Annotated in this window: 21 protein-coding genes; 7 read left to right on the top strand and 14 right to left on the bottom strand. The window is 72.0% G+C overall.

Annotated elements, in window-relative coordinates; translation table 11 throughout:
- Positions 1-291: 291 nt before the first annotated feature.
- Positions 292-1,203 (bottom strand): SDR family oxidoreductase, encoded by a 912-nt coding sequence (locus AC3AGO_RS19825; RefSeq protein ID WP_487821555.1) that lies wholly within the window; start codon positions 1,201-1,203, stop codon positions 292-294.
- A gap of 102 nt (positions 1,204-1,305) precedes the next feature.
- On the opposite strand from AC3AGO_RS19825, the gene AC3AGO_RS19820 reads away from it, so the two are divergent.
- Positions 1,306-2,232 (top strand): cyclase family protein, encoded by a 927-nt coding sequence (locus AC3AGO_RS19820; RefSeq protein ID WP_487824722.1) that lies wholly within the window; start codon positions 1,306-1,308, stop codon positions 2,230-2,232.
- A 475-nt stretch (positions 2,233-2,707) separates the two neighbouring features.
- Here AC3AGO_RS19820 and AC3AGO_RS19815 read toward each other — a convergent pair whose 3' ends face one another.
- The 4 genes from AC3AGO_RS19815 to AC3AGO_RS19800 all read right to left on the bottom strand — a co-directional run bounded on the left by AC3AGO_RS19815 (position 2,708) and on the right by AC3AGO_RS19800 (position 6,913).
- Positions 2,708-3,190 carry an ATP-binding protein gene (locus AC3AGO_RS19815; protein WP_487821554.1) on the bottom strand — a complete coding sequence of 161 codons (483 nt, stop codon included), beginning with the start codon at positions 3,188-3,190 and terminating at the stop codon, positions 2,708-2,710.
- 397 nt (positions 3,191-3,587) lie between these two features.
- Complete coding sequence (locus tag AC3AGO_RS19810; RefSeq protein WP_487821553.1) at positions 3,588-4,535, bottom strand: acyl-CoA dehydrogenase family protein; 948 nt, start codon at positions 4,533-4,535, stop codon at positions 3,588-3,590.
- A 5-nt stretch (positions 4,536-4,540) separates the two neighbouring features.
- Positions 4,541-5,713: an acyl-CoA dehydrogenase gene (locus AC3AGO_RS19805; protein ID WP_487821552.1), complete on the bottom strand. Its 1,173-nt coding sequence runs from the start codon at positions 5,711-5,713 to the stop codon at positions 4,541-4,543.
- Between the two features lie 9 nt (positions 5,714-5,722).
- Positions 5,723-6,913 (bottom strand): amidohydrolase family protein, encoded by a 1,191-nt coding sequence (locus AC3AGO_RS19800; protein WP_487821551.1) that lies wholly within the window; start codon positions 6,911-6,913, stop codon positions 5,723-5,725.
- A 133-nt stretch (positions 6,914-7,046) separates the two neighbouring features.
- Here AC3AGO_RS19800 and AC3AGO_RS19795 point away from each other — a divergent pair, with 133 nt between their 5' ends.
- The gene (locus AC3AGO_RS19795) at positions 7,047-8,624 is read left to right on the top strand and encodes a class I adenylate-forming enzyme family protein (RefSeq protein ID WP_487821550.1); all 1,578 of its coding nucleotides are present in this window, start codon (positions 7,047-7,049) and stop codon (positions 8,622-8,624) included.
- A gap of 75 nt (positions 8,625-8,699) precedes the next feature.
- On the opposite strand, the gene AC3AGO_RS19790 is transcribed toward AC3AGO_RS19795, so the two are convergent.
- Positions 8,700-9,083: an STAS domain-containing protein gene (locus AC3AGO_RS19790; RefSeq protein ID WP_487821549.1), complete on the bottom strand. Its 384-nt coding sequence runs from the start codon at positions 9,081-9,083 to the stop codon at positions 8,700-8,702.
- A gap of 338 nt (positions 9,084-9,421) precedes the next feature.
- On the opposite strand from AC3AGO_RS19790, the gene AC3AGO_RS19785 reads away from it, so the two are divergent.
- Both AC3AGO_RS19785 and AC3AGO_RS19780 read left to right on the top strand, forming a co-directional pair.
- Complete coding sequence (locus tag AC3AGO_RS19785; RefSeq protein WP_487821548.1) at positions 9,422-9,997, top strand: sigma-70 family RNA polymerase sigma factor; 576 nt, start codon at positions 9,422-9,424, stop codon at positions 9,995-9,997.
- Entirely contained in the window at positions 9,994-11,493 is a 1,500-nt protein-coding gene (locus AC3AGO_RS19780) for a maleylpyruvate isomerase N-terminal domain-containing protein (protein ID WP_487821547.1), read from the top strand. The genes AC3AGO_RS19785 and AC3AGO_RS19780 overlap by 4 nt, the downstream gene beginning before the upstream one ends.
- A 21-nt stretch (positions 11,494-11,514) precedes the next feature.
- Here AC3AGO_RS19780 and purU read toward each other — a convergent pair whose 3' ends face one another.
- Positions 11,515-12,399 (bottom strand): formyltetrahydrofolate deformylase, encoded by an 885-nt coding sequence (gene purU, locus AC3AGO_RS19775; protein WP_487821546.1) that lies wholly within the window; start codon positions 12,397-12,399, stop codon positions 11,515-11,517.
- A 56-nt stretch (positions 12,400-12,455) separates the two neighbouring features.
- The gene (locus tag AC3AGO_RS19770) at positions 12,456-12,968 is read right to left on the bottom strand and encodes an SCO4402 family protein (protein WP_487821545.1); all 513 of its coding nucleotides are present in this window, start codon (positions 12,966-12,968) and stop codon (positions 12,456-12,458) included.
- A 123-nt stretch (positions 12,969-13,091) separates the two neighbouring features.
- Here AC3AGO_RS19770 and AC3AGO_RS19765 point away from each other — a divergent pair, with 123 nt between their 5' ends.
- Positions 13,092-14,423, top strand: coding sequence for an ABC transporter substrate-binding protein (locus tag AC3AGO_RS19765; RefSeq protein ID WP_487821544.1), 1,332 nt, complete (start codon positions 13,092-13,094; stop codon positions 14,421-14,423).
- A 54-nt stretch (positions 14,424-14,477) separates the two neighbouring features.
- Here the strand turns inward: AC3AGO_RS19765 and AC3AGO_RS19760 are convergent, their stop codons facing one another.
- Together AC3AGO_RS19760 and AC3AGO_RS19755 are read right to left on the bottom strand one after the other, a co-directional pair.
- Complete coding sequence (locus AC3AGO_RS19760; protein ID WP_487821543.1) at positions 14,478-16,814, bottom strand: hypothetical protein; 2,337 nt, start codon at positions 16,812-16,814, stop codon at positions 14,478-14,480.
- Between the two features lie 138 nt (positions 16,815-16,952).
- The gene (locus AC3AGO_RS19755) at positions 16,953-18,344 is read right to left on the bottom strand and encodes an NsdA family TPR-like regulatory protein (RefSeq protein WP_487821542.1); all 1,392 of its coding nucleotides are present in this window, start codon (positions 18,342-18,344) and stop codon (positions 16,953-16,955) included.
- Positions 18,345-18,611: 267 nt separating this feature from the next.
- Here AC3AGO_RS19755 and AC3AGO_RS19750 point away from each other — a divergent pair, with 267 nt between their 5' ends.
- Positions 18,612-19,319, top strand: a complete 708-nt coding sequence (locus AC3AGO_RS19750; protein WP_487821541.1) for a bifunctional DNA primase/polymerase — start codon at positions 18,612-18,614, stop codon at positions 19,317-19,319.
- A 128-nt stretch (positions 19,320-19,447) separates the two neighbouring features.
- Here the strand turns inward: AC3AGO_RS19750 and AC3AGO_RS19745 are convergent, their stop codons facing one another.
- Both AC3AGO_RS19745 and AC3AGO_RS19740 read right to left on the bottom strand, forming a co-directional pair.
- On the bottom strand, positions 19,448-20,371 hold the full coding sequence (locus AC3AGO_RS19745; RefSeq protein ID WP_487821540.1) for an alpha/beta fold hydrolase: 924 nt from the start codon (positions 20,369-20,371) through the stop codon (positions 19,448-19,450).
- A 536-nt stretch (positions 20,372-20,907) separates the two neighbouring features.
- Complete coding sequence (locus AC3AGO_RS19740) at positions 20,908-21,603, bottom strand: iron-dependent transcriptional repressor DtxR (protein WP_487821539.1); 696 nt, start codon at positions 21,601-21,603, stop codon at positions 20,908-20,910.
- 331 nt (positions 21,604-21,934) lie between these two features.
- Here AC3AGO_RS19740 and AC3AGO_RS19735 point away from each other — a divergent pair, with 331 nt between their 5' ends.
- Positions 21,935-22,687, top strand: a complete 753-nt coding sequence (locus AC3AGO_RS19735) for an SIS domain-containing protein (RefSeq protein WP_487821538.1) — start codon at positions 21,935-21,937, stop codon at positions 22,685-22,687.
- Positions 22,688-22,751: 64 nt separating this feature from the next.
- Here AC3AGO_RS19735 and AC3AGO_RS19730 read toward each other — a convergent pair whose 3' ends face one another.
- Positions 22,752-24,188 (bottom strand): PAS domain-containing protein, encoded by a 1,437-nt coding sequence (locus AC3AGO_RS19730; protein WP_487821537.1) that lies wholly within the window; start codon positions 24,186-24,188, stop codon positions 22,752-22,754.
- 427 nt (positions 24,189-24,615) lie between these two features.
- Entirely contained in the window at positions 24,616-25,332 is a 717-nt protein-coding gene (gene pdxH / locus AC3AGO_RS19725) for a pyridoxamine 5'-phosphate oxidase (protein WP_487821536.1), read from the bottom strand.
- Positions 25,333-25,608: the final 276 nt, after the last annotated feature.

Raw genomic sequence — 25,608 nt, 5'->3', positions numbered from 1 at the left:
CGGGGCTCCGACCCGGGCCCCACCACGCTCCGCGCGGAAGAAGCGGGGCTCCGACCCGGGCCCCACCGCGCGGAGCGCGGAAAGAACGGGGCTCCGACCCGGGCCCCACCGCGCGGAGCGCGGGAGGAGCGGGGCTCCGCCCCGGGCGCCGCGCGGAGGGCGCGGGCGGGGGCGTGGGCGGGGCGTGGTCTCGCGGCTTGCGGTCCGGTGTGCCCACCCTCCCCCAGCTACCGCTGGGAGGTGCCCCCTCCGCCCCAAGGGCGGACCAGCTGCCCACACCGCGGCGCGGCTTCACGCGTTGGGGCGGGTTTTGGCGGTCGCTGCTGCGGCCATTTCGCGGAGGCTGTCGAGCAGCGGCATCGGGTCCTTGCCGACCGTTCCGGGGAGGAAGTCCGCGAGGCGTTCCGGGGTCCAGGGGGTCTCCCCGTACGCCGCGCGGAGCTCCCTCGGCTGGGCCCACACGGCGATCTTGGGGCCGGCCACCGTGTAGACCTGCCCGGTGATGTCCTCCTCGCGGGCGCGGTCGCTGAGCAGGTAGACGACCAGGGGGGCGACGTCCTCCGGTTCGCCGATCTCCTTGAGTTCCATGGGGACGTTGGCCGACATCCGCGTACGGGCCACGGGCGCCACGCAGTTGGCGGTCACGCCGTACTTGTTGAGGCCCAGTGCCGCGCTGCGGACGAGGGAGATGATGCCGCCCTTCGCCGACGCGTAGTTGGCCTGTGCGACGGAGCCCTGGTGGTTTCCGCTGGTGAAGCCGATCAGCGTGCCGGACTGCTGTTTCCGCATGACCGCGCCGGCGGCCCGGAAGACGGTGAAGGTGCCCTTCAGGTGGGTGGCGACGACGGGGTCCCACTCCTCTTCGGACATGTTGAACAGCATGCGTTCGCGCAGGATTCCGGCGACGCACACGACGCCGTCGATCCGTCCGAACTCCGACAGCGCGGTGTCCACGATCCGCTGGCCGCCCTCCATCGTGGACACGTCGTCCGCGACGGCGACCGCCTGGCCGCCCGCTTCCGCGATCTCCTTGACCACGGTCTCGGCGACCTCGCTCTCCGGTTCGCCGCCCTCCATGGCGACGCCGTAGTCGTTGACGACGACCTTCGCGCCCTCCGCCGCGCAGGCCAGCGCCACGGCGCGGCCGATCCCGCGCCCCGCGCCGGTGACGGCGACCACCTTGCCGGCCAAGAAGTTCCCCACGTCGCACCCCTTCCCGCGGTTTCTGACGGACCGTTAGATTTTTGAGCACCGGGTGGGGGAACACAAGACCCCTACATGGACCAGGACGCCATGGAGGCCCTGATGCCGCTGCCGCCCGAGTTCCACGACATCGCGAAACGCGTCAACAACTGGGGGCGCTGGGGCGAGGACGACGAGCTGGGCACGCTGAATCTGGTCACCGACGCGGTCGTTCGGTCCGCCGTCGCGACCGTACGTACGGGCCGGCGCGTCCCGCTGGCGCTGCCTCTGCGGCAGGACGGTGTGCAGACCGGTGCGATTCCGGGGCGGATCAATCCGCTGCACACGATGACGTCCGTCAACCTGGAGATGTTCGGCCCGGACACCGTCGCGACGAGCGACGACATGGTGACAATGAGCCTGCAGACCGCCACCCACTGGGACGGCCTCGGCCACGTGTCACACGGCGGGCGGATCTACAACGGCCGCCGTGCCGACACGATCACGCCGCACCGCGGCGCCGCGTTCGGCGGCGTCGAGAAGGCGGGCCCCCTGCTGTCGCGGGGCGTCCTGCTGGACGTGGCGCGGGCGCACGGCACGGAACGGCTGCCGGGCGACCACGCGGTGACACCCGAAGACCTGGCGGCGGCAGAGGAGTTGGCGGGCGTACGGGTGGGCACGGGCGACATCGTGCTCGTACGGACCGGGCAGCTGTCGCTGTGGCTGGCCGGCGAGAAGGACGCGTACGCCTATCCGTCGCCGGGCCTCTCGCTGCGTACGCCCGAGTGGTTCCACGGCCGCGACGTGGCGGCCGTCGCCACCGACACACTCACCTTCGAGATCTTCCCGCCGGAGGTGGAGAACCTCTGGCTGGGCGTCCACGCGCTGCACCTCGTCGAGATGGGCATGCTGCAGGGGCAGAACTGGAACCTGGAGGAGCTGTCACAGGCGTGTGCGGAGGAGGGGCGCTACGGCTTTCTGCTGAGCGCGGCGCCGGAGCCGTTCACGGGCGGCACGGGGAGTCCTGTGGCGCCTGTCGCGGTCCTCTGACGCCCGTGCCCGTGCGGCGCATGCGCCGCTTCACGTCCGCCCCCGGGAGAGGCAGGCGGCTGCCCGTCGCGCTGTGGGTTTGCGCAGTTCCCCGCGCCCCTGATCGCCGTTGCCCCGGGCCCGGGTTGAGCGGCTCGGCTCCCGCTGTGGGTTTGCGCAGTTCCCCGCGCCCCTTGTTCGCGCCGTTCCCCGCGCCCCTTTTCTGCGCAGTCCCCGCTCGGGGCGTGGAGGGCATCGGGTGGCGGTGCGCTGATGCGCACCCCGAGCACGGCACAGCGGACCGCCACCCGCTCCGACGCTCGGGCCCTGCCTCCTGAAGGAGGCCGGCGCCGGAACGCGACCCGCACTCGCCGGGGATCACGCGGCACACCCCCAGTGCGCCACACAGTCCTCGACGTCCCCTCACGACGAATCGCTCAACCCAAGGGTGATCACACAGACACGACTCGTCAACACCTGGTCTGGACTATGGGAGTTATGCCCGAATTGTCACGGCGCATGACGGTGCATATGCGCCCGCCTGCTGCGTTTCCGGGGTGCTTTCGGCACCCTCCCGCACCTCGGCCCGGTCCAGTTCGCACCAGATGAGCTTGCCGCTTCCCTCGCGCTGCCAGCCCCAGCGGTCGGCGAGCACGGAGACGAGTTCGAGACCTCGCCCGTTGGTGTCGTCGCCCTCGGCCCTGCGCCGGCTCGGGGGGCGGCTGCTGGCGTCGGCGACCTCGACCCGCACGGACCCGGGAGCTTGCGGGACGGGGAGCAGCATCCGCAGCACCGCCGGACAGCCGGTGTGCACCACGGCGTTGGTGACCAGCTCGGAGATCAGCAGGACGAGCGTCTCGCCCAGCTGCCCCTCGGCGCCCACCCCCGCACCGGCCAGCCGCGAACGCGCCCATCGGCGCGCCCGCCCCACCTCCAGCGGATCGGTTCCGATCTCCAACTGCACCTGAAGCTCCTGCACCGCTCACACCACCCGAATCGGCGGATACACCCGAGTCATCAGTGACACGGACTCGCGTACCGCCGAAGTCACGTTGCGTGACTCCGACACGAGACAGCATGGGTGACGCATAGTCAGTGCAACAAGCGCTTCAGGCATATTCCGGCGCAACGGAGTAGTCGTACTGCATACTGTGCGACGCCTTCCAGGTGCGCTCGAACAGCGGCGCATCAGGCGCCTGCGCCGCGACTGTCGTGTCCTGGAACCACTCGCACCCGAGGGAGCGTACCGGAGCGAAATGGCCGTCCCCGGCCGCAGCCGGTCTCATCCAGGACACAACCCGATATCGACGCAGGGTGATTGCGCGTCCCGGGCAAGATTCGCCTTCCGGACATACATCGCCTTTCAGGCGCAGGTCTCAGAGGGCCGCGGCGAGCTCCTCCTCCGCGTCCGCCGCGCGCTGCCACTGGGAAGCGCGCACCCAGGCGCGTTCGAGGTGCAGATGGACATCGGCCTCCCATGTGAAGCCCATGCCGCCGTGCACCTGGAGACAGTCGCGCGCGTTGTCCACGGCCGCCTCGTCGGCCAGCAGTTTGGCCGCCGCACCGGCCGCACCGTCGTTCAGGGGCTCCGCTGTGTCCGAGGGCTCCGGGCCGGCCGCGGAGTCCGCGTGCGGGAACGCCGTGACGGCCGCCGCGTACACCGCGCTGCGGGCGGTCTCCGTACGGACCAGCATCTCCGCGCAGAGGTGCTTGACCGCCTGGAAGGCACCGACGGGCCGGCCGAACTGTTCACGTTCCCGGGCGTGCGCCACGGCCATGTCCAGCGTCCGTCCTGCGCTGCCGAGTTGGAGTGCGGCGGTGAGCAGCGCGGCCCTGCCGGTGTGCAGCGGGTGTTGTGCCGTGTGCGGGCCCGGTACGCGGTGCAGGGGTGTCAGCGGGTCGACGGAGCGCAGCGGCGCGGCGCCCGTGGGATCGCCGAAGACGTGATCGGCCTCGGCCAGCCATTCCACCGTCCCGGCGTCGACGGCGGTGACGACTGTTTCACCGTCGGCCGCACCGGCGACCGTTCCGGCGGCGAGGTGCGTGGCGACCAGGGGGCCGGGCAGCAGCGCGCGGCCCGCCTCTTCGAAGAGGAGCACCGCCTCGGGCAGGCCGAGGCCCGCCCCGCCGCCCTCTTCGGGGAGCCGCAGCGCGAACAGTCCGGCCGCGCCGAGTTCGCGCCACAGTGCGCGGTCGAGGACTGTTCCGCCGCCCTCCGACCTGTCGACGGCGGCGCGCAGCGCGTCGCGTCCGAAGCGCCCCTCCAGCAGTGCGCGCATGCCGCGGCACAGGTCCTTCTGGTCGTCGGTGATCCGGAAGTCCATGTCCCTCACCGCCCTTTCGGGAGGCCGAGGAGGCGCTCCGCGACGATGTTGCGCTGGATCTGCGAGGTGCCCGCGGCGATGGTGTACGAGAGGGAGGAGAGCCGTGCGGCTGTCCATTCCGCGTCCCTGTCGAGCGCGCCGGCGGACCCCAGTACGTCGGCTGCCGTGTCGTACAGCTGCTGGCGTGCGTGCGAGTAGCGCAGTTTGAACACCGAGCCGCCCACGCCCGGTATCCCGTCGCCGCCGTGGCGCAGCGAGTGCTCGGCCTCGCTGACGTTCCACTGGGTGAGCCGCCACAGTGCGGTGAACTCGGCGTGCAGCCGCCCGAGTCGGCGGCGCAGTACGGGGTCGTCCCACGTGCCGTTGCGCCGGGCCTCCTGTGCGAGCTGCCGCAGGACGCGGCGGCAGGCGACGACTTCGCCGACGAAGGCGGTGCCCCGTTCGAAGGAGAGGGTCACCATGGTGACCCGCCAGCCGTCGTTCTCCTCCCCCACCCTGTTGGCCACGGGGACGCGCACGTCGTCCAGGAACACCTCGGCGAACTCCGTGGTGCCGGCCAGTGTGCGCAGCGGCCGGACTGTGACGCCGGGCGCGTCCATGGGGAGCGCCAGCCAGGTGATGCCCTTGTGCTTGGGCGCGTCGGGGTCCGTACGGACGAGGAGTTCGCACCAGTCGGCCACTTCGGCGTGCGAGGTCCAGATCTTCGACCCGTTGACGACGTAGTCGTCGCCGTCCCGTACGGCGCGGGTGCGCAGTGCCGCCAGGTCGGAGCCGGCGTCAGGTTCGCTGAAGCCCTGGCACCAGACCTCCTCGCCGCGCAGGACGGGCGGCAGCCAGCGTGCGCGCTGCCGCGCTGTGCCCTCGGCCGCGACGGTCGGTCCCGCGTGCAGCAGTCCGACGAAGCCGGCGCCGACGTAGGGCGCACCGGCCCGTTCGGTCTCCTCCAGGAAGATCAAGTGCTGGGTGGGGGTGGCCCCTTGACCGCCCGCGTCGGCGGGCCAGTGCAGTCCGGCGTACCCGGCGTCGTACAGCATCCGCTGCCAGCCCATGTCGTACGCCCTGCGGGCCGGCCAGTCCCGCGGGTCCGGCTGCGGCGGCAGCCCCGGCAGCACCTTCTCCAGCCATGCGCGCAACTCCCCTCTGAACTGCTCCTCCTGTGCCGTCCACCCCAGGTCCACCGGACCCCCTCAGACCAGGTCCAGGCCGAGCATGCGGATGGCGTTGCCGCGCATCAGCTTGTACACGGTCTCGTCGTCGAGCCCCTTCATGTGGTCCAGGGCGACCTCCCTGGTGTGCGGGAAGGTCGAGTCGACGTGCGGATAGTCGGTCTCGAAGGTGGCGTTGTCGCGGCCGACGGTGTCGAGGGAGGCGACGCCGTGCTTGTCGCGGAAGAAGCAGCAGAACATCTGCCGGTAGTAGTACGTGGACGGCGGTTCGGGGATCAGGTCGCGCACTCCGCCCCAGGCGCGGTGCTCCTCCCACACGTCGTCGGCGCGCTCCAGCGCGTACGGCACCCAGCCCATCTGGCCCTCGCTGTAGGCCAGTTTGAGGCGCGGGAACTTCACGAGGACGCCGCTGAAGAGGAAGTCCATCATCGACGCCATGGCGTTGTTGAAGGACAGCGAGGCCTGTACGGCGGGCGGTGCGTCCGGGGAGGCGGCGGGCATCTGCGAAGACGAACCGATGTGCATGTTGACCACGGTCCCGGTCTCCTCGCACACGGCGAAGAACGGATCCCAGTACCCGGTGTGGATGCTGGGCAGCCCGAGGTGGGTGGGGATCTCGCTGAACGTCACGGCGCGCACGCCCCGTTGGGCGTTGCGCCGGATCTCGGCGACGGCGAGTTCGACGTCCCACAGGGGGATGATGCACAGCGGGATGAGCCGTCCTCCGCTGTCGCCGCACCATTCGTCGACCATCCAGTCGTTGTAGGCCCGTACGCAGGCGAGGGCGACCTCCTTGTCGTGTGCCTCGGCGAAGGTCTGCCCGCAGAACCGCGGGAAGGTCGGGAAGCACAGCGAGGCCTCCACGTGGTTGAGATCCATGTCCTTCAGACGCTCGGCGGGGTCCCAGCAGCCGCGCCGCATCTCCTCGCGGGTGATGCCCTCCAGCGTCATGTCGTCCCGGTCGAAGCCGACGGCGGCGATGTTCCGCTTGTACGGGAACTTGAGGTCCTCATAGACCCACCAGTCCGCGAGCGGCCCTTCCGGATCCATGCTGATCCGGTACTTGCCGCCCGTGTACTCCAGCTCACCGATACCGGTGGTGAGCGGCTGCGGGCCGCGCTCCCGGTACTTGGCCGGGAGCCAGGTGGAGAAGAGGTGCGCGGGCTCGATCACATGGTCGTCGACGCTGATGATGCGCGGCAGTTCCGTCACAGCGGTCCCCTCACCGATATCTGATGACCCGTCAGAAAAACAGGCTAGCCCCGCCTCCTCTGGACCGACAAGGCATGGCCGCCTACGCTTCCCGGAAACCTGACGGAGCGTCAGTTGACCGCGGGAGGACGGCATGACCGGTACCGCACACACCCTCGGCGCCTCGGGCACTCTGTGGGAGCTGCTCACCCGCCGCGCCGGACTGACCCCGGACGCACCCGTACTCGTCCAGGCGGACGAGGGGGCCGAAGGGCACGACCGCCGCATCACCTTCGGACAGCTGCACTCCCGGACGGCGCGCACGGCGGCAGGACTGTACGCACTCGGCGTGCGTCCCGGTGACACCGTCGCCTGGCAACTGCCCACCCGCATCGAGACGGTCGTACTGTCACTCGCCCTGTCCCGGCTGGGCGCCGTGCAGACCCCCGTCATCCCCTTCTACCGGGACCGCGAAGTGGCCCTCGCCCTGCGCTCCACGGGCGCGCAGTGGTACGTCCACCCCGGCACATGGCGGGGGTTCGACTACGCCGCCATGGGACACCGGGCCGCACAGCAACTCCCGCAGCCCGTACGGCAGCTGACCGCGTACGACACGCTGCCGGACGGCGACCCCGCGACGCTTCCCGGCGAACCGTCCGACGGCACGATCGTTCGCTGGGTCTACTGGACCTCCGGCACCACGTCCGACCCGCGCGGCGTGCTGCACACCGACCGCAGCCTCATCGCGGGCGGCTCCTGTCTGGCACACGCGCTGCGCCTCCGTACGGACGACATCGGTTCGGTCGCCTTCCCGTACGCGCACATCGGCGGCCCCGACTATCTGGTGATGCTGCTGCTGTACGGCTTCCCTGCGGTGCTCTTCGAGAAGTTCGCACTGCCTCGGGCACTGGACGCGTACCGGCGCAACGGCGTAACGACCGCGGGCGGTTCCACCGCGTTCTACTCCATGTTCCTGACGGAACAGCGCAAACTGCCGTCCGGACAGCGGCTCATACCCACCCTGCGACTGCTGGCCGGCGGCGGCGCGCCCAAACCGCCCGAGCTGTACCACGAGGTCGTCGCCGAACTGGGCTGCCAACTCACGCACGGATACGGCATGACCGAGGCCCCGATGATCACGATGGGCGATCCCGGGGACTCCCCTCACCTGCTGGCGACGACGGAGGGCCGCCCACCCGCCACCATGGAGATCCGCATCACGGACGACGAGGGCAAACCGCTGCCGGCCGGGGCCGACGGCGACGTACGGCTGCGCGGCGAGGCCGTCTGCCAGGGCTATCTGAACCCGCGGCAGACCGCCGAGGCCTTCGACGACGAGGGCTTCCTGCGCACCGGTGACCTGGGACACCTCACCGCGGAAGGCCATCTGGTGCTCACCGCGCGCACGAAGGACATCATCATCCGCAAGGGCGAGAACATTTCGGCCAAGGAGATAGAGCAGCTGCTGTACGAGCACCCCGCGGTGGGCGACGCGGCGGTGGTCGGACTGCCCGACAAGGAGCGCGGGGAACTGGTCTGCGCGGTGGTGGAACAGCCGGAAGGGGCGGCGCCGCTCACCCTGGACGGGGTCACGGCGTATCTGCGCGGCGAAGGGCTGTCCGTGCACAAACTGCCGGAGCGGCTGGAGGTGGTGGACGCGCTGCCGCGCAACGAGGCCCTGCGGAAGGTGCTCAAGTACCGGCTGCGGGAACGCTTCAGCGAACGCGGATGAGCAGGGACCACGGGGAAGCACGCACAGCGGACTGAAGCGAACGCTCGGAGGCGGGCAACCGGAGGCGTGCGGCTCTCAGGCGGAGAGCGGGCCCGCCGCGGCGTCCCGGCCGCCGGTGGCCGCCGTGAGGTCCGGGTAACAGTCGAAGAGCCTGCGCACACCGAGGGCCGCCAGCACACGGTTCACATGCGAACCGTCAACGGCGCCCTGAGCGGGCAGGATCAGCCGCAGGCTGCCCGCGCAAGAGCGCATCAGCCGGCGCGACGCGATCAGGACACCCACTCCGCTCGAGTCGCAGAAGAGCACCTCGGAGAGGTCCAGCACCAGACTGCGGCGCCCCTCGGCCACCGCGTCGTGGACGTGCTGCCGTACGGCCGGCGACGTGACCAGGTCGAGTTCCCCGGAAACGCGCAGGACGGCCCACTCACCCCGCTCCTCCTCCAACACCTTCAACGACACTGTCTCGATTCCCCTTCGGTTGCGGGCGCCCCGTGTCCTCGGCTGTTCGCTTCCCGACTCGGCTGCCCGGCCGGTCGCGGTCAAAACTGGCCCCGCTGCACAAGACCCTATGCGGTGGGTCGCTGGTTGCCTCAGGATGCTCCCCCGGAGGCTGCCGGGCCGGTGACAGCATTCCTGGCCGGAATGCGCGCCTGCGGGACGTGACGTGATCGGTACCATAAGCGATCACTCCGGGGCGCACATTGCCGCAAAGGGGCGTGCGTTGTCAGCCTCCCGCACTACATTCGTGGTGTTGGGCGTATGTGACGAGGGCGGTACGTTCGGGCTGGGGAGCCGTTATGGCGAATGACACACCACCGCGCTGGGACCGGAAGATGCAGCAGAGGCTCGCGCGGGGCGAGGCCGCGGCGCTCGGCGAGCTGTACGACCGGTTCGCCTCCCTCGTGCACAGCCTGGCCCACCGGGTGCTCGACGACGAGTCCGCCGCCGACCAGACCACCCGTGACGTCTTCACGTACATATGGGAGAACCCGGAGACGTACGACCCCAAGGAGGGCCCGCTGCGCTCCTGGATCGCAGGCATCACCCAGCGGCAGGCGGCGGGAAGGCTGCGGCAGCAGCACCGTGACGAAGGGCCGCAGTCCGCCGAACGGTTCGAGCAGATCGAGGAGAAGGTGCGCGCCGCGTCGACGGCCGCCCGTGCCGACTACATCGTGACGTCCATGCCCGCCTCGCTGCGCGCCGCGCTGGAGCTCGCCTACTTTGAACGCCACGACTACCGCCAGACCGCCCGGCAGTTGGGGGTCACGGAGGACGAGGCGCGGCGCAGGCTGCGCCTCGGCCTGCAGTTGCTGTCGTCCGCGATGACACGGCCGATGCCGGCGCAGCCGCGCGGACTCGGGCGGAAGCCGTGAACGGGCCGCAGGGGCCGCACGACCAGGAACCGCAGGAGCCCGAGGGCACCGGCGGACACGGCGGCGGGCAGGGCAACGGCGCGGCGCAGCCGCCGCGTATACCGCCGCCGCGCACCGCCGCCGACGACGCCGCGGACGGTGACCTGACACACGGCGGTACGCCGGGACTCCCCGCCCCCGAGCCCGGTACGGGGCCCGGATCATCTAGGCCCGGCACCGGCCCGGAGCCCGAAGTGCCCGGGCAGCGCGGCAGGACCGGGAGCGGCCCGCGCGAGCCGGGCGGGCAGAGCGGGCAGGGCGGGCAGGGCGGGCAGGGCGCGGACCAGGGTCCCGGCTCCGCTCCCGGCGGAAGCGGCGGAGGAGGGCGTACGGCGGGCGAGTTGGACCACAACGTGCTCAAGTCGCTGCTCGGCGCCTGGGCGTTGGCGGCGTGTTCCCCGGAGGAGACCTCCGCCGTCGAGGTCCATCTGACCGACTGCGCGGCGTGCGCCGAGGAGGCGTTGCGGCTGCGCGACGCCGTGGGGCTGCTGCATCCCGAGGACAGCCTGGACCTCGATCCCCTGCTGCGGTCGCGGGTGCTGGAGGGCTGTCTGGTCCGCCGTCCCGCGCGGATACCCATGCCGGAGTGGGTGGCGCCGTACGACGCGGAGACCGCCCGACTCGACGCGCTGCTGCGGGACATGGCGGACGACGAGTGGCGCGCGCCGGTGCGGCTGCGCTGGTTCGACGGCGCGGAGGAGGCGGCGCGGGACACCACCGTGGCCGGCGTCATAGGTCATCTGATGGCGGTGGACGGGCTGGTGGCCACGTCGCTGGGCCTGCCCGACCCGCTCGGCACGGCACCCGCGCAGCCGGCCGCCGCTGCGGCCGCGCCCACGCCGCGTACGGAGGCCTACTGGCACTCCCCGCTCGCGGACCGGCGCCCCGCCGCGCTGCGCGAGTCCTGGCGTGACCAGGGGCACACCATGGTGCGCACGGTGTCGTTCGCCGGCAGCCAGTCCGCAGGACTCGACGTGTCGTACGGCGACTTCACGCTGCCGCTGCGGGACGCGTTCCTGGACCGGGCTTTCGAGTGCTGGGTGCACGCCGGGGACATCGCGGACGCCGTCGACTATCCGTACGAACTGCCCACGGGCGAGCACCTGAACCGCATGGTGGACCTGGCGGCCCGGCTGTTGCCGGGGACCATAGCCGGGCGCCGGCGTGCGGGGCTCGCGCCCCCGGCGCGCCGGCTCGGCGCCGCGGGCGCCCCCGGACGCACGCTGCACCTGGAGGTCGAGGGCAGCGGCGGCGGCCACTGGTACATCCCGCTGGACTCGCCGGCCGCCGCGCCCTCACCGCAGGAGCCGGTGGCCCATGTGGCGCTGGACGGGCTGGAGTTCTGCCAGCTGGCCGCGGGACACGTCGCCCCGGAGGAAGCGGCGGCGGGACAGGACGGCGACCGGGAGGCGATCCGGGACGTGCTGTTCGCGGCGGCGTCGCTGTCGCGCCTCTAGGGAGCCCTGGCCCGCGGTGCGTTACGCGAAGACGACCGTGCGGTGGCCGTTCAGCAGGACGCGGTGTTCGCTGTGCCACTTCACGGCGCGGGCCAGCGCCTGGCACTCCACGTCGCGTCCCACGGCCACCAGCTGTTCGGGGGTGACCTCGTGGCCGACGCGCTCCACTTCCTGCTCGATGATCGGGCCCTCGTCCAGGTCGGCCGTCACGTAGTGCGCCGTGGCGCCGATCAGCTTCACACCGCGGGCGTGCGCCTGGTGGTACGGCCTGGCGCCCTTGAAGCTCGGCAGGAAGGAGTGGTGGATGTTGATGATGCGGCCGGACAGCTGCTTGCACAGATTGTCCGAGAGGACCTGCATGTAGCGGGCCAGCACGACCAGTTCGACGTCGAGTTCGCGGACGAGCCGCAGCAGCTCGGCCTCCGCGTCCGCCTTCGTGTCCTTCGTCACCGGAATGTGGTGGAAGGGGATGTCGTACGAGGCGGTGAGCTCGGCGAAGTCCGTGTGGTTCGAGACCACCGCGGCGATCTCCACGGGCAGCGCGCCGATACGGGAGCGGAAGAGCAGGTCGTTCAGGCAGTGCCCGAACTTGCTCACCATCAGCACGATCCGCATCCGCTCCCCGCCCCGGTGGATCGCCCAGTCCATCCGGAACGAGTCGCCGACGGCGGCGAAGCTCGCGCGCAGCTTCTCCAGCGAGACGGGCTCGCCGGCGGAGAAGTGGACGCGCATGAAGAAGAGCCCGGTGTCGTGGTCCCCGAACTGCTGGCTGTCCTCGATGTTGCAGCCGGTCATGAAGAGGTAGCTCGACACGGCATGCACGATGCCCTGCTTGTCCGGACAGGAGAGAGTAAGGACGTACTGATCAGAAATGTCCGGGTTTACACCGTGCTGCTGCTGGCTCATGGCAACAAGGTTGGCACATCCCCTCAGAAGGTACGCAGCAGCAGGTGTGCAACCGGTCAGACGGTGCGCAGCGTGATCGCCAGGACGTCCAGCGACTGCGGCCGTTCCTCCGGGTCGTCGCCGTCGTTCGCGGCCAGCCGGAGATGTGCGTCACGTGCCGCGCGCACCGCCTCGGGCCAGCCGTGGTGCTCCATGTACGAGCCGACCGGCGCGTCCGCTCCCACCTGGTGCATGATCCGCAGGACGCGCAGCACGGCGGTGTCGACCAGCGCGGCCTCCTGGGAGTCCCGGAAGATCGTGCCGACGTACTTCTCCGCGGACCAGTTGTCCAGCCAGGTGTCCTCTACCAGCCGGTAGACCGCGTCGGTCACGTCACCGTAGCCTTGCCGGCCCGCGGCCCAGCAGTCCTGCTGGAAAGCGGTGTCGGAGAGCATGTGCAGCGCGGAGCGTACGTTGCAGCGCCAGCGCCACCAGGGCATGTCGTTGACAGGCATGCCGCCCATGGTGCTGGAACGGCGGCCACGGCGGGAAGAGTTCGCTGAAGCTTGCTGGACAGATCCTTGCTGCATGGTCATCGACCATACGTTCCCGGCACGGTCCCCTCACACGGCCCCCGGAGTTCACCCTGTCGTCACCGCTCGTTGGTGCGGCCGCACGCCCGAGTTACGCAGGGGGCGGAAGGGTGAGGCGACATGACCGCTCGGCGCCCGTCCTCCCGCCTCCGCACCATTCGCCCCGGCCGCCGCGGCACCAGCTTCATCGCCGCGACGGCCGCCTGCGCCTCCCTGCTGAGCGGCTGCGGCCTGCTTCCCGGGACAGCAGAGGCCAGCGACGATCCCGTCACCGTGATGACCTGGGCCCCCGAGGGCACCAACGCGACCAATATGCCGGGTATGCCCGCCATGGGGCAGGCGTACGCGCGCTGGATCAACTCCAAGGGCGGCATCAACGGCCACCCGCTGCGGGTCATCACGTGCAACGACCACAACGACACCGTGCACGCCGCACGCTGCGCGGGCCGCGCTGCCAAGGCCGGCGCGGTCGCCGTGGTCGGCTCCTACAGCCAGCACGGCCGCTCCTTCATGTCCTCCCTGGAAGCGCACGGCATTCCGTACATCGGTGGATACGGCGTCGCCGAAGAGGAGTTCACCAGCCCGCTGTCCTACCCCGTCAACGGGGGCGTTCCCGCGCTCATGGCCGGCAACGGCCACCAACTCGCCGCGGGCGGCTGCGCGAAGACGGCCCTCGTACGCCCGGACACCATCGCGGGCGACCAGATGCCCCCGCTGCTCAACGCCGGTCTCGCGGCCGGCGGCGCGCCGGGCGCCACCGATGTACGGGCGCCGGAGGCCGCGTCCGAGTACACCGAGCAGGCACAGCGCGCGCTGGACGCGTCGGGCGCCGACACGTCGCGGTACGGCTTCGCCAAGTACGGCGGGAAGGCGACGGGTTCCTGCGTGACGGCGCCGCTCGGCGGCCGTACGGACACGTTCTTCGACTCGTTCCGGCGGCTCCAGGAGGACAGCCCCCAGGTGCGCACCGCGTCCGTGCTGGGCAGTGTGCGGCAGTCGCTGGTGAACCGCTCGGGCGGCGCGGACAGTCCGCTGGAGGGCGCCTACGCGACGGGCTGGTATCCGGTCGCGGGCGACCACCGGTGGAACCCGATGAAGAACGTCGTGCGGGAACACGCCTTCGGCGACAACCGCATCGACACCACCGACCCCGGCGTGCAGACCACGTGGATCGCGTACACCGTGCTGCGGCAGGTGCTGCAGTCGCTGGACGACAAGCCCGTCACCGCGAAGGCGGTGCGGCAGGCCCTGGACACGGGCAAGCCGATCGCCACGGGCGGGCTGACACCGCGGCTCAGCTGGAGTTACCAGGACATGCTCGCCGCCCACGACTTCCCCCGCATCGTCAACACGAAGGTGACCTATCAGCGGGTGCGGAACGGCCAGTTGGCCGGCGTACGGGACGGCTTCGTCGACGTACAGGAGACGCTGGAGGGCGGGCAGCAGGACTGACCCGCACCCGCGCGGTCCCGGGGGTCGCGCTGGTGCAGCTGACCGGCTGTGCTGCTACAGCTGACCGAACTGGCGGGGCTTGAGGCCGTACTTCTGGGCGGTCGGGTTCCAGGCGGCCGCCGCTTCCTTCTTGGCGGCCGTCGCGCGCCCGCTGGCGGTGTTGCCCGCCGCCGCGTTCTTGCTCGGCTTGGCCTTGCCCTTGTGGCAGCCCTTCTTGCCCTTCTTCGCCACATCGTCCGCCCACGCCGCGTAGTGCGCGTCGGCGGAGGCGGAGGACTTCCAGGCGCGGGTGAGCGAGGGCTTCAGCGCGCCGATGGCCGGTATCTCCGCGGTCTCCAGCTTGTTCAGCCGGGTGACGAGGCTGTTGCGCTGGGCCGCCGCGGCACGCAGGTCCTTGGCGGAGGGGCCGAGCCGCTTGCACGACTTGATGCTGTCCACGGAACGGATCACGGCCGTACGGCTGTTGTTGCTGTCGTTCAGCAGCGCGTCCAGCGCCCTGGACTGTTTCTCCGCCGGGTCGGGTTTGGCGGAGCCGCCGTCGGCGGCCGGAGCCGTGGACCCCTTGGCCGAGGGCTCCTCGTCGCCCGAACTGCCGCCGGCGAACAGGGAACCGGCCACCACGCCGAGCACGGCGACCGCCGCGATCCCCGAACCGATCAGGATGGGCGTCCTGCGGCTGCGCCCGCCGCCCTGCCCGGCACCCGGGCCGGAGGGGGCGCCGTAGCCCGCGCCGCCGTAGCCGCCCGGAGCGCCGTACTGGCCGTTCTGCGGGGCGCCGTTGTGGGGTGCGCCGTTGTGGGGTGCGCCGTTGTGGGGTGCGGGGCCGCCGGCGTGCCCGGCGTTGCGGCGCGCTGCGCGGCCCTGCTGCTGTCCCGCGGCCTGGTCGAAGAGCGGCAGGCTCTGCGTGGAACCCGCGTCGTTGGCCGGGTCCGGCGCGGCCGGCGCCTCGCTGCGGAAGAGGTTCTCGAAGCCGGCGGGCGGCTGCGCGCCGTCCTGCCCCTGCAGCGGAGGCTGTTGGGGCTGCTGTTGGGGCTGAGCCTGCGGCTGGGGCTGCGGTTGCGGCTGGGCCTGCGGCTGCTCGGGGGCCGGCTGCTGCGGCCGGTCCCCGGGAGTGCCGGGCCGGATCCCGTACGGGGCGGCGGCCGGCGGTGGCGGGGTCTGCCCGGCCTGCGCCTGCGCGGCGTTCTGCGCCCCCGCGGCGTGCGCACCGCGGCCACGGCCGCGCGCACGGCCTCCGCCGCCCGCGCCGCCCGACTCCGGCGGCAGCGGCGTACGGAGCGTCGCGTCGGACTCCTGCCCCTGGCCGTCCTGTTGACCCTGCGAGGGCTGCGGCAGCCGCAGCGCCTGGGTGGCGTCCGAGGAGGGCTCCGGCATCGGCTGCCCGCCGACGGGCGGCATGTACTGCGTCGACTCGGCGTCCGCGCCGTCCGGTTGGGGCATCGGCTGCCCGCCGACCGGCGGCATGTACTGCGTGGCCTCGGAGTTGGCGCCGTTCTGCTCGGGCATCGGCTGCCCGTACGAACCCTGACCACCCTGCGGCTGCTGCCGCGGCGCCAACTGCCCCGACGGCGACGCCTGCTGAGCCTGCGGCTGCGCACCGGGCTGCGGCTGCTGACCGGACTGGGGCGGCATCGGGGCCGCTGTGCCGCCCTGGCCGCCCTGGGAGGGGCTGCCCGGCAGGGGGCCGCCGTACTGCTGCGCGGGGACCTCCGGGGCCTGCTGGGGCGGCGGCGGGGCGTTCTGCGGCATCGGCGGGGCTGTCTGGGGCGGGGTCTGCCACCCGGGCGCACTGGACGGCGCGCCCTGCTGCTCGGGCCAGGCGGCGGGCGCGCCCGTACCGGCCGGAGTCTCGGGGCTGCCCCAACTGCCGGGCGCGGCGGGCCCGGAGGACCACGCCTGGCCCGCCCAGGGCTGATCGCCCCCGGCCTGCCCCGACCACGCCTGCCCGGACGCGGCGGGACCGGGGGCGCCGTAGCCGGACGCGGCGTAACCGGAAGCGTCGTACCCGGCAGTGCCATAGCCGGAACTGCCGTACGCGGACGCGTCATAGCCGGAAGCGTCGTGACCGGACGTGCCGTAACCGGAAGCGTCGTGACCGGCGGCCTCGTAACCGGAGCCGCCGTACCCGCCCGTGGCGGGGCCCGCACCGGACGGACCGGACCACCCCTGCGGCGGGGCGTCCGCGGGCGGGGCCGCGGGCGGCTGCGCCGAGGCGTCGGGCCCCCAGGGCTGGCCCCACGGCTGGCCGGACGGGGGCTGGGTGTGGGTCTGCGCGGGCTGGGCGGCGGCCTGGTGCTGCTGCTCGAGGGTCCACGGCTCGCCGTTCGCCGGCAGCACGACTCCCTCGTAGAGGGGCTCGTCGCCCTGTCCACGTCCGCTCTGCGCTGTCACCGGCGCTCCTCGATCAACCTTGCTTCCGGAATCGTCGGGTCACGCTACCGGGTCGCTCGGATGCTCGACCACGCCCCCGATCGGGGGACACCAACCCTTCATCTCTTATAGGGGTCCGAAGTGGGTGAATCCCTCCCATCACGCCACTGCGGCGAGATCCAGCCGGGCCGAGAACTCCCGTACGGCCTGTTCCTGGCCGAACGGCTGCAGGCGCTGCCGGAAGTCGTCCAGGTACTCCAGTCCACGGTTCGACCGCAGCCCTGACAGCAGTTGGGCCGCCTTCGTCGCCGTGTGGCACGCGTGATCGATGTCACGCTGCTGCAACTGCGCGCTGGCGAGCAGGAACAGGCCGATCGCACGCCGCCTCGCACGCCCCTCCGGCAGTCCCGCCAGGGCCTGTTCGGCCTGTGCCGTGGCGCCCTGCGGTTCGTTCAGGTCCCGGTGGCAGTGGGCGAGTTCGTCGGCGAGGTAGGCCCGGTCGAAGTGGGCGATCCACGCCGGGTCGTCGCCCGAACGGGCCGACCCCTCGGCACGTCCCAGCGCCTCCTCGGCCCGCGCGGACAGATGCCGGCACGCCCGCGCGTCGCCCATCAGCGCGTGCCCCCGCGCCTCCGCCGCGCAGAACATCGCCTCGGCGCGCGGTGTCACCTGCCCGCGCGCCCCTTCCTGGGCGGCGCGCGCCAACTGGGAGATCTCCCGGGGGTTTCCCAGGGACGCGGCAAGGTGGCTCATGCTCGCGGCGAGCACGTACCCGCCGTACGCCCGGTCGCCCGCCGCCTGCGCCATCCGCAGCGCCTGGATGTAGTAGCGCTGGGCCAGGCCGTGCTGTCCGGTGTCGACGGCCATATAGCCGGCGAGTTCCGTGAGCCTGGCCACAGAGCCGAACAGCGCCCGCCCGACGGACTCCTTGTACGAGCCCGAAAGCAGCCCGGACACCACGCTGTTGAGGTAGTGGGCGACCACGGGACGGATGTGCCCGCTGCCGAATTGGTGGTCGAGGGCGGACAGCGCCTGCGTCGTCTCCTGTACGGCCGCCACGTCGGCCATCCCCACCCGTGCGCCCGCGCTGCGCGCGACCTGCCCGTCCGGCGCGGTGATCAGCCAGTCGCGGCTGGGTTCCACCAGCGCGGAGACGGCCACCGAGGAGCCGGTGAGGAAGTCCCGCCGGCCCACGTCGCTGCGCCACAGCTCACACACCTGCTCGACGGCCCCGAGGACCGTGGGGGCGAACTGCAGCCCCACACCGGACGCGAGGTTCTTGCCGTTCGCCATGCCGATCTCGTCGATGGTGACCGTGCGCCCCAGCTTGCGGCCGAGCGCCTCGGCGATGATGCCGGGCGCACGCCCGCGCGGCTGCTGCCCGCGCAGCCAGCGGGCGACGGACGTCTTGTCGTAGCGCAGGTCGAGACCGTGCTCCGCGCCGCACATGTTGACCCGCCGGGCCAGACCCGCATTCGAACAGTTGGCTTCCTGAATGAGCGCCTGCAGCCGTTCATTTGGCTGCCGCGCGACGAGCGGCCTGGCGGCCATGGTGATCCCCCTCCGATGAAGGCTTTGGATGATCACTGCCCACCGCAAATGCCGAAGATTCGGAAATACCGTGCGGTTCACAGGGCAATGCACCAGAGGGGTGAACTACCCACCCACACCGGCGGTCTGCGCACGCGCCCCTGGACGTGCTTCCGTGCGCCGTACCGGACACCCCGTGCGACCGGGGGTTTCCGCTCCCCTCCGGACGCCCCCGGCTCGTGTCCGCGCGGGCCGTAACCCTTGCTGACAAGGAAAGTTGTGAAGTGCGTGGAAGAGACCATCGGAGACACCCCCGGCGCCACCGCGACACCGCCCTTCCCCGGCCTGCGGGGCCTCGACCAGCAGGACGGCGAGCAGCGCGGCACCCCGCTCGACCATGCCCGGCGCTACGCGAAGGAACGGCACTGGGACGTGTTCGCCGGCACCTGGCTGGAGTCCGTCGACGGAGTGCCGCGCTGCAGCTGCGGCGACACGGCGTGCGCCGCGCCCGGCGCCCACCCCGCGGACCGGCACTGGGCGTCCGAGGCGACCGGAAGCGCGACCGCTGTCCACAGGCTGTGGGTAAAGCAGCCGCACGCGTCGGTGCTGCTGCCGACGGGGCGCACGTTCGACGCGGTCGACGTGCCGGAGACGGCGGGCTGTCTGGCGCTGGCCCGGATGGCGCGGATGGACCTCACCCTCGGCCCGGTCACCAGCACCCCGGACGGGCGGATGCTCTTCTTCGTGCTGCCGGGCGGCGCGGCCAAGGTGCCGGACCTGGTGCGGAAGCTGGGCTGGGCCCCCGGCGCGCTGGATCTGACGGCGCACGGCGAGGGCGGCTGGCTGGCCGCGCCGCCGAGCCGGGTGGGCGGCCGGGGCTCGGTGCAGTGGGCGTGCCGGCCGACCGCGGCCAACCGCTGGCTGCCGGACGCGGACGAACTGCTGCCGCCGCTGGCCTACGCCTGCGGCCGCGAGGCCGCCGCGGCCCGCGACTGACCGCCCCACGAAAGCCCGCACAGGGGCGCGGGGAACTGCGCAAACCCCAGCGCGAACCGCAGCCGCGTCACCCACGCAACAGGGCACACGACGCGGGGCAGTTCACGCCTCAGCGGCGCGGCAGCGCCTTACGTGCCGTTGTTGACCAGGGCCGCCTGGAGGAACGGCTCGACGACACGGCGCCAGTCGGCGGGCTGGTCGTAGTGGATGAGGTGACCGGCGTCGGGCACCTCGGCGTAGATACCGCGCGGCAGCACCCGCACCATCTCCTGCGCCTCGGCGCGCCCCAGTTCGCCGTCGATTCCCCGGACGACCAGCGTGGGGCAGCGCACTTGGGCCAGCTCGTCCCAGTGCGCGTCGTGCACCCAGGCCTCGCGCACGGCGAGCATCTGCCGCCGGGAGAACACCGGCCGCCAGCCATCGGCCCGTTCGGCCATGACCTCGGCGTAGAAGTCGCCCCGGGTGGGACTGGAGCGCTCCAGCACGGGGTCGTCCTCACCGAACCACTTGCGCACGTCAGCGAGCGTCGCGAAGGGCACGGGCCAGGACTTGAACCACTCCTCCCACTCCTGCTGCGACTGCTGCCCCAGCGCGGAGGCCCGCATGTCGCAGATGACCACGGCCTGTACGAGGTCGGGCCGCTTGGCGGCGAGCTGCCAGGCGGTGAGCGCGCCCATCGAGTGCCCGACGAGCGCGACGGGGGCGAGGCCGAGCTGTTCGATCGCGGCCTCGGCGTCGGCGACGAACGCCTCCCTGTCGTACGGCCCTTCGGCCGGTTTGTCGCTGCGGCCGTGGCCGCGCTGGTCGAGGCCGATGGCGCGATAGCGCCCGGAAAGCCAGCGGGCCGTGGCCGCCCAGTGCGCCGCGCGGCCCATCAGGCCGTGCAGCAGCAGCACTCCGGGCGGCTGCCGCAGCTGAGTCCGGTCCACCTCGGCGGCGGCCGTCCCACCCGGGACGGCCGCGAACTCGTGACTCCCCTTCGGCGGGTCTGCGAACTCCCAGGCAGCGAGCCGGACTCCGTCCGCACCGGTCACATTGATCCGTCGCACCATACGTCTTGGCACCCCCACTCCATCCGACCGCAGCGTCACGCTATCGAACTTCTATTCGAACGTACCCGTGTCTCGGGGAACACCCCTCGTTCGAGTGACCTGACTCAAGGGTTCGCCGGCTCGGCTCGGGGGAGACAGGATCCGGGAGGGAGACCGACCCTGAGAGCTCGGGGCTCCGGGTCGTCAAGGGTGGGGAAGCGGGGCCCCGGCTGCCGATGGCGCCGGGGCTTCCGCGCTCTTCCCGCCGCACCCATGCGCGTTCGCATGGCCGGTCCGCCTGCCCGGCCCGGTCAGGAACGTGCCGGATCATGGACGGCTCCCCTCCCCGCGCGAAAGTGCGTAGCCACAGCGTTGCACGACGCGCACGCGGGCGCTCGGTTTCCACCAACTCCGGTACGAGAGGGGCTGTTCCGGGCGTTTTCGCGCGGCCCGCCGGCCTCCCGAAGGGCCAGCTCAGCTGTGCCGTCTTCCCACGAACGGGCCATTCGGCGGAGGGGAATTGACGCGGCACCCCGGCAGGGCGCACACGGCGCGGATCAGCGCTTGGCGACGAAGACGTGCGCCGCGATGTCCGCCTCCAGCTCGGCGGCCTCGCCGCTGCTGCCGATCTGGACCCCGCCCGCCGCACCGGAGTTGACGCTCACCACGGCGCCCGGCTGCACACCGGCCCGCCGCAGCGTGTACATCAGCTGCGCGTCCATCTGGATCGGCTCGCCGATGCGCCGCACGACGACGGTCTTGCCGTCGACGCCCGGGTCCAGGTCGGTGAGGCTCACCATGCCCTCGTCGAGGAACGGGTCGGCCTCGGACTTCTCCCCCAGCTCCTCCAGCCCCGGGATGGGGTTGCCGTACGGCGACTCGCTCGGGTGCCGCAGCAGCTCCAGGACGCGGCGCTCCACGGCCTCGCTCATCACGTGCTCCCAGCGGCAGGCCTCGGCGTGCACCTGCTCCCACTCCAGGCCGATCACATCGACGAGCAGGCACTCGGCCAGCCTGTGCTTGCGCATGACGCGCGTCGCGAGCCTGCGCCCCTCGTCGGTCAGGTCCAGATGCCGGTCCCCCGCGATCGTGAGCAGCCCGTCCCGCTCCATGCGGGCCACGGTCTGGCTGACCGTCGGCCCACTCTGGTCGAGCCGCTCCGCGATCCGGGCACGCATCGGGACCACGCCTTCTTCTTCCAGCTCCAGAACGGTGCGGAGATACATCTCCGTGGTGTCGATCAGTCCGGACATGCGTGCCCCTAGTCAGTTCGTGCGGTGGCCCTGGCATCAATTCTGACGCATCGCACCGACAACCGTGCCGTGCCGGGGCTACAGAACCGGCCCCGTACCGCTCGGGACCGGGCCGACGGAGGACACAGCCGCGGACACGGAGGGGACGCAGCGGACCGTACGGCAGTATTGACAGCCCCTTGGTCCAGACCTCAACGTGAGCGCGGCAGAGGCCGGCATCACTCGGGTTCACCGCGTGATGTCCGGGCCCACCACCCCGCTGGGCCTTCCGGCCGGGGGTACGGGGGTCGTCCCCGGGAGAACGCGGTACCGAGTCCAAGGGGGATGCGGCATGAGTGGGAACACCCTGGCGGGAGACTTCTTCGACGCCGCGATCGGCCTGCTCGCGAAGGTCCGCGACGCGGAGGAGGCGCATCTGACGTCGGCGGGCGAGCTCCTCGCGGACACCGTCGCGGAAGGCGGCCGGATCTTCGCCTTCGGCGCCGGGCACTCGTCGCTGCCCGCCCAGGACGTCGTCTACCGCGCCGGCGGCCTCGCCGTCATGAACCTGCTGTCCGTACCGGGCGTCGTCGGCGTCGACGTACGGCCCGCGACGCTCGGCAGCGCGCTGGAGCGGGTCCCCGGACTGGCCGGCACAGTGCTCGACTCCAGCCCGGCACGGGCAGGCGACGTACTGATCGTGATCTCGCTGTCCGGGCGCAACGCGCTGCCCGTGGAGATGGCGATGAACGCGCGGGCGCTGGGCCTGAAGGTCGTCGGCCTGACGTCCGTGGCGTACGCGGAGTCCACCAAGTCCCGTCATACGACGGGCACGTTCCTCCGCGACCACTGCGACGTGGTGCTGGACAACCATGTCGCGGTGGGCGACGCGGAGCTGTCGGCGGACGGCGTGGAGGCCCCGTTCGGACCCGCTTCGACGGTGGTGACCAGCGCGATGATGCAGGCCGTCGTCGCCACGGCGGCCGGATCGCTGGCCGCGCGCGGCATCACGCCGCCCCTGCTGCGCTCCGGCAACGTGGACGGCGGCCACGACTGGAACGCGCAGGTCATGGACGAGTACGCGGACCGCATCTTCTACCGCTGACCGTGCGGGACCGCCCCCACGCCGCCCCGGACCCGCGCCGGCCGCACGCCCGGCTCCCGCGCGGTCAGCCCGTGGCGTGGGCGAGGTCGACGGCGGCGGCGACACGGACCGCGATGTCCTCCGCGTACGCCGCGTCCGAACGGTCGAAGGGCCGTCTGCTCGAACCGCGCAGGAAAGTCGCCACCCCCAGCGTCCGGCCCCTGCTGCGCAGCACCGTGCACAGGCCGTGCACCGTGCCCTCGGGCCACTTGCGGGCCTCCGCCCAGCCCGGCGCGGGCACGCTGCCCGCGCTCGCGCGGACCGAACCGCAGCGCTCGTACGCCTGCAGGGCCGGGTGGCCCGCCACGTAGCCGACGGGGATGCCGCTCGCGAAGCGGGGCTCGACCGGCGGCACGGGGCCGGGCGCCGAGACCGGGGTCGCGGCGGCCCGCACCAGGGACGGGGCCGACTCCTCCGCGGTGTCCCCGCCGCCGTCGCCGGACGACGCTCCTCCGAGATCGCCCTCCCCGAGCAGGTCGAGCAGGGCGTGGTCGGCGAACCCGGCCAGGGCGAAGTCCAGATGGACGGCGGCGGCCTCCATGGAGTCCTCGCACTCGGCCGCCGCGCGCGCCGCACGGTGCAGCTGGTTGTCCCTGAAGCGCAGCCGCGCCGCCTCCTGTTCGAACCGCTTGGTCTCCGTGACGTCGGTGAACACCCAGGCCACGCCCAGCGGTACGGGCTCCTCGGCGAGCGGCGAGGCGAGCCGCAGGAATCCGCTGCGCCAGCAGCGGCGGAGGGCCGCCTCCGTGTCGGCCCCGCCCTCCGCTCCGGCCCGCTCCGGGCGCAGCGTCAGCCAGATCTCGGCCGGCGCGGGCGGGGCTCCCTCGGCCAGGACGTGCTGCAGGGCGCCCTCCAGTTCGTCGACGCCCTGGTCGACGAACTCGCCCAGCGGGCGCCCGAGCAGGCCCTGCCGGGTGGTGTGGAACGCCTGCGCCGCGTGCACGTTGGCGACGGCCAGCCGCAGATCGGCGTCGACGAGGACGACGCCCCAGGAGGCGTCCTCGAACAGGGCCTCGCTCAGGGCGATCGAGCGCTCCAGGTCGATCTGCGCGTGCACCTCGCTGAAGGCGCAGTAGACACCGGAGGGCCTGCCGCCCGCGTCGGCCACCCCGGACGACTGGGTGCGCACCAGCACGCGCCCGCCGTCCTTCGTCACCAGCGCGAACTCGTGCACCTGCCGGCCCGGCGCGTGCATGGCGCCGAGCAGCCGCGACTCGATCTCCTCGGCGTCCGCCGCGCGCACCGCCCAGCCGGCGAGCCCCTGGCGTCCGACGGCGTCCTCGTGGGTCCAGCCGAGGATGCGCTCGGCCTCCCTGTTCCAGTGGGTGACGATGCCGTCCGCGTCGAAGGCGCACAGGGCGGCGTCCATGCCGTCCAGCAGCGCGGCGAGCAGAAGCTCGTCGTCGGCGCCTCCGTCTCCGTCGGATGAGGAAGCGGAATGGGTCTGGGACTGTGCGGCCATCTGAACACCCCCGGCTGTACGCGCTGTTGGCACTGTGCGCGATGAAGCAGTACACGATGGACTCGACGTCGCAGAACTCTCGTTGCCGCCGCCTGCGTGCACTCTTCATTCAACGCGAACGTGACTCAGCACACACCTCAATCGGGGAAATCGTTGCCGCCTCGAAATTCGCTTGCGGCCCGTCGGTACCGGTACCTACCGTGCAAGGCACACGAGAAAGGAGGTGATCCGGCAGATGAACTCTTACCGGACGCGTGAGGTGGTTGCGGCCTAGCGCCGACGCCACACTGTGTGTCGCCGGTTCGCCGGCCAATCTCAAGCAGTCACCCGGCCCGTGGGCTCGTCGGACTCGTCCGACCGGCGCCTTCCGCCTCGCGCGGGAGGAGCAGCCCACGGGCCGTCTGCGTGTTCACAGCCCCGGGGACCGTCAGGGGCAGAGGCGTTCGACGTCCCAGTCCGCTGTGCCGTCGCCGGCCGCCCGGCCGCCGTCGTCGTCCTTGCGGACGTAGCGCAGCCTGTCGTGCAGCCGGTTCTCCCTGCCCTGCCAGAACTCCACGACGTCGGGACGCACCCGGAAGCCGCCCCACTGCGGCGGTGCCGGCACGTCCTCGCCCTCCGGGTAGCGGGCCGACAGTTCCTCGAACATCCGGTCCAGGTCCTCGCGGGAGTCGACGGTGGACGACTGGTCGCTGGCCCAGGCGCCCAGCTGCGAACCGTGCGGCCGGGTACGGAAGTACGCCGCGGTCTCGTCGCGCCCGGTGCGCTCCGCGGTACCGGAGACGATCACCTGGCGGGCGATGCCGTGCCAGGGGAAGAGCAGCGAGACGTACGGATTGGCGTCCAGCTCGCGGCCCTTGCGGGAGCCGTAGTTGGTGAAGAAGACGAAGCCCCGTTCGTCGTACTGCTTCAGCAGCACCGTGCGGGAGCTGGGGCGGCCCTCCGCATCGGCGGTGGAGACGATCATCGCGTTGGGCTCGTGCAGCCCGCTGTCCGACACATCGGTGAACCAGCGGGTGAACTGGATGAACGGATCGGGGGCGAGCTCCCCCTCCGAGAGGCCTTTCGCGCGGTAGGCGGCGCGCATGGTCGCCGGGTCGAGTGTCGTCCTGCGGGCGGCGTCATCGTCAGCGTGTGGCACGCGCATATCTTGCAGCATGGCCCGCGGGCCCCCCGAAGCACCCGTGGGCAGGCGGTCGTGCGCCCCCTCGTGCGCCCCCTCGTGCGCCCCTGTGCGCGGGCTGCCATTCTGCCCATTGCCGCAATGCCGTACTCCTGACGGGCGTTCCGTGCCGCTGTGCCGCTTCTCACCCTTCCCCCGGCACACGCGACCCGCGAGAATCGCGGTCCCCACCAGGGGTGTCACGGGCCGCGGCTGTCGCGTACGGCCGGCCGGGCCGGGTGAACTCCCGCCGCACGGGGC

The organism is Streptomyces sp. BL1 (genome assembly GCF_057628045.1).
This window is presented reverse-complemented; position numbering and strand designations above follow the sequence as displayed.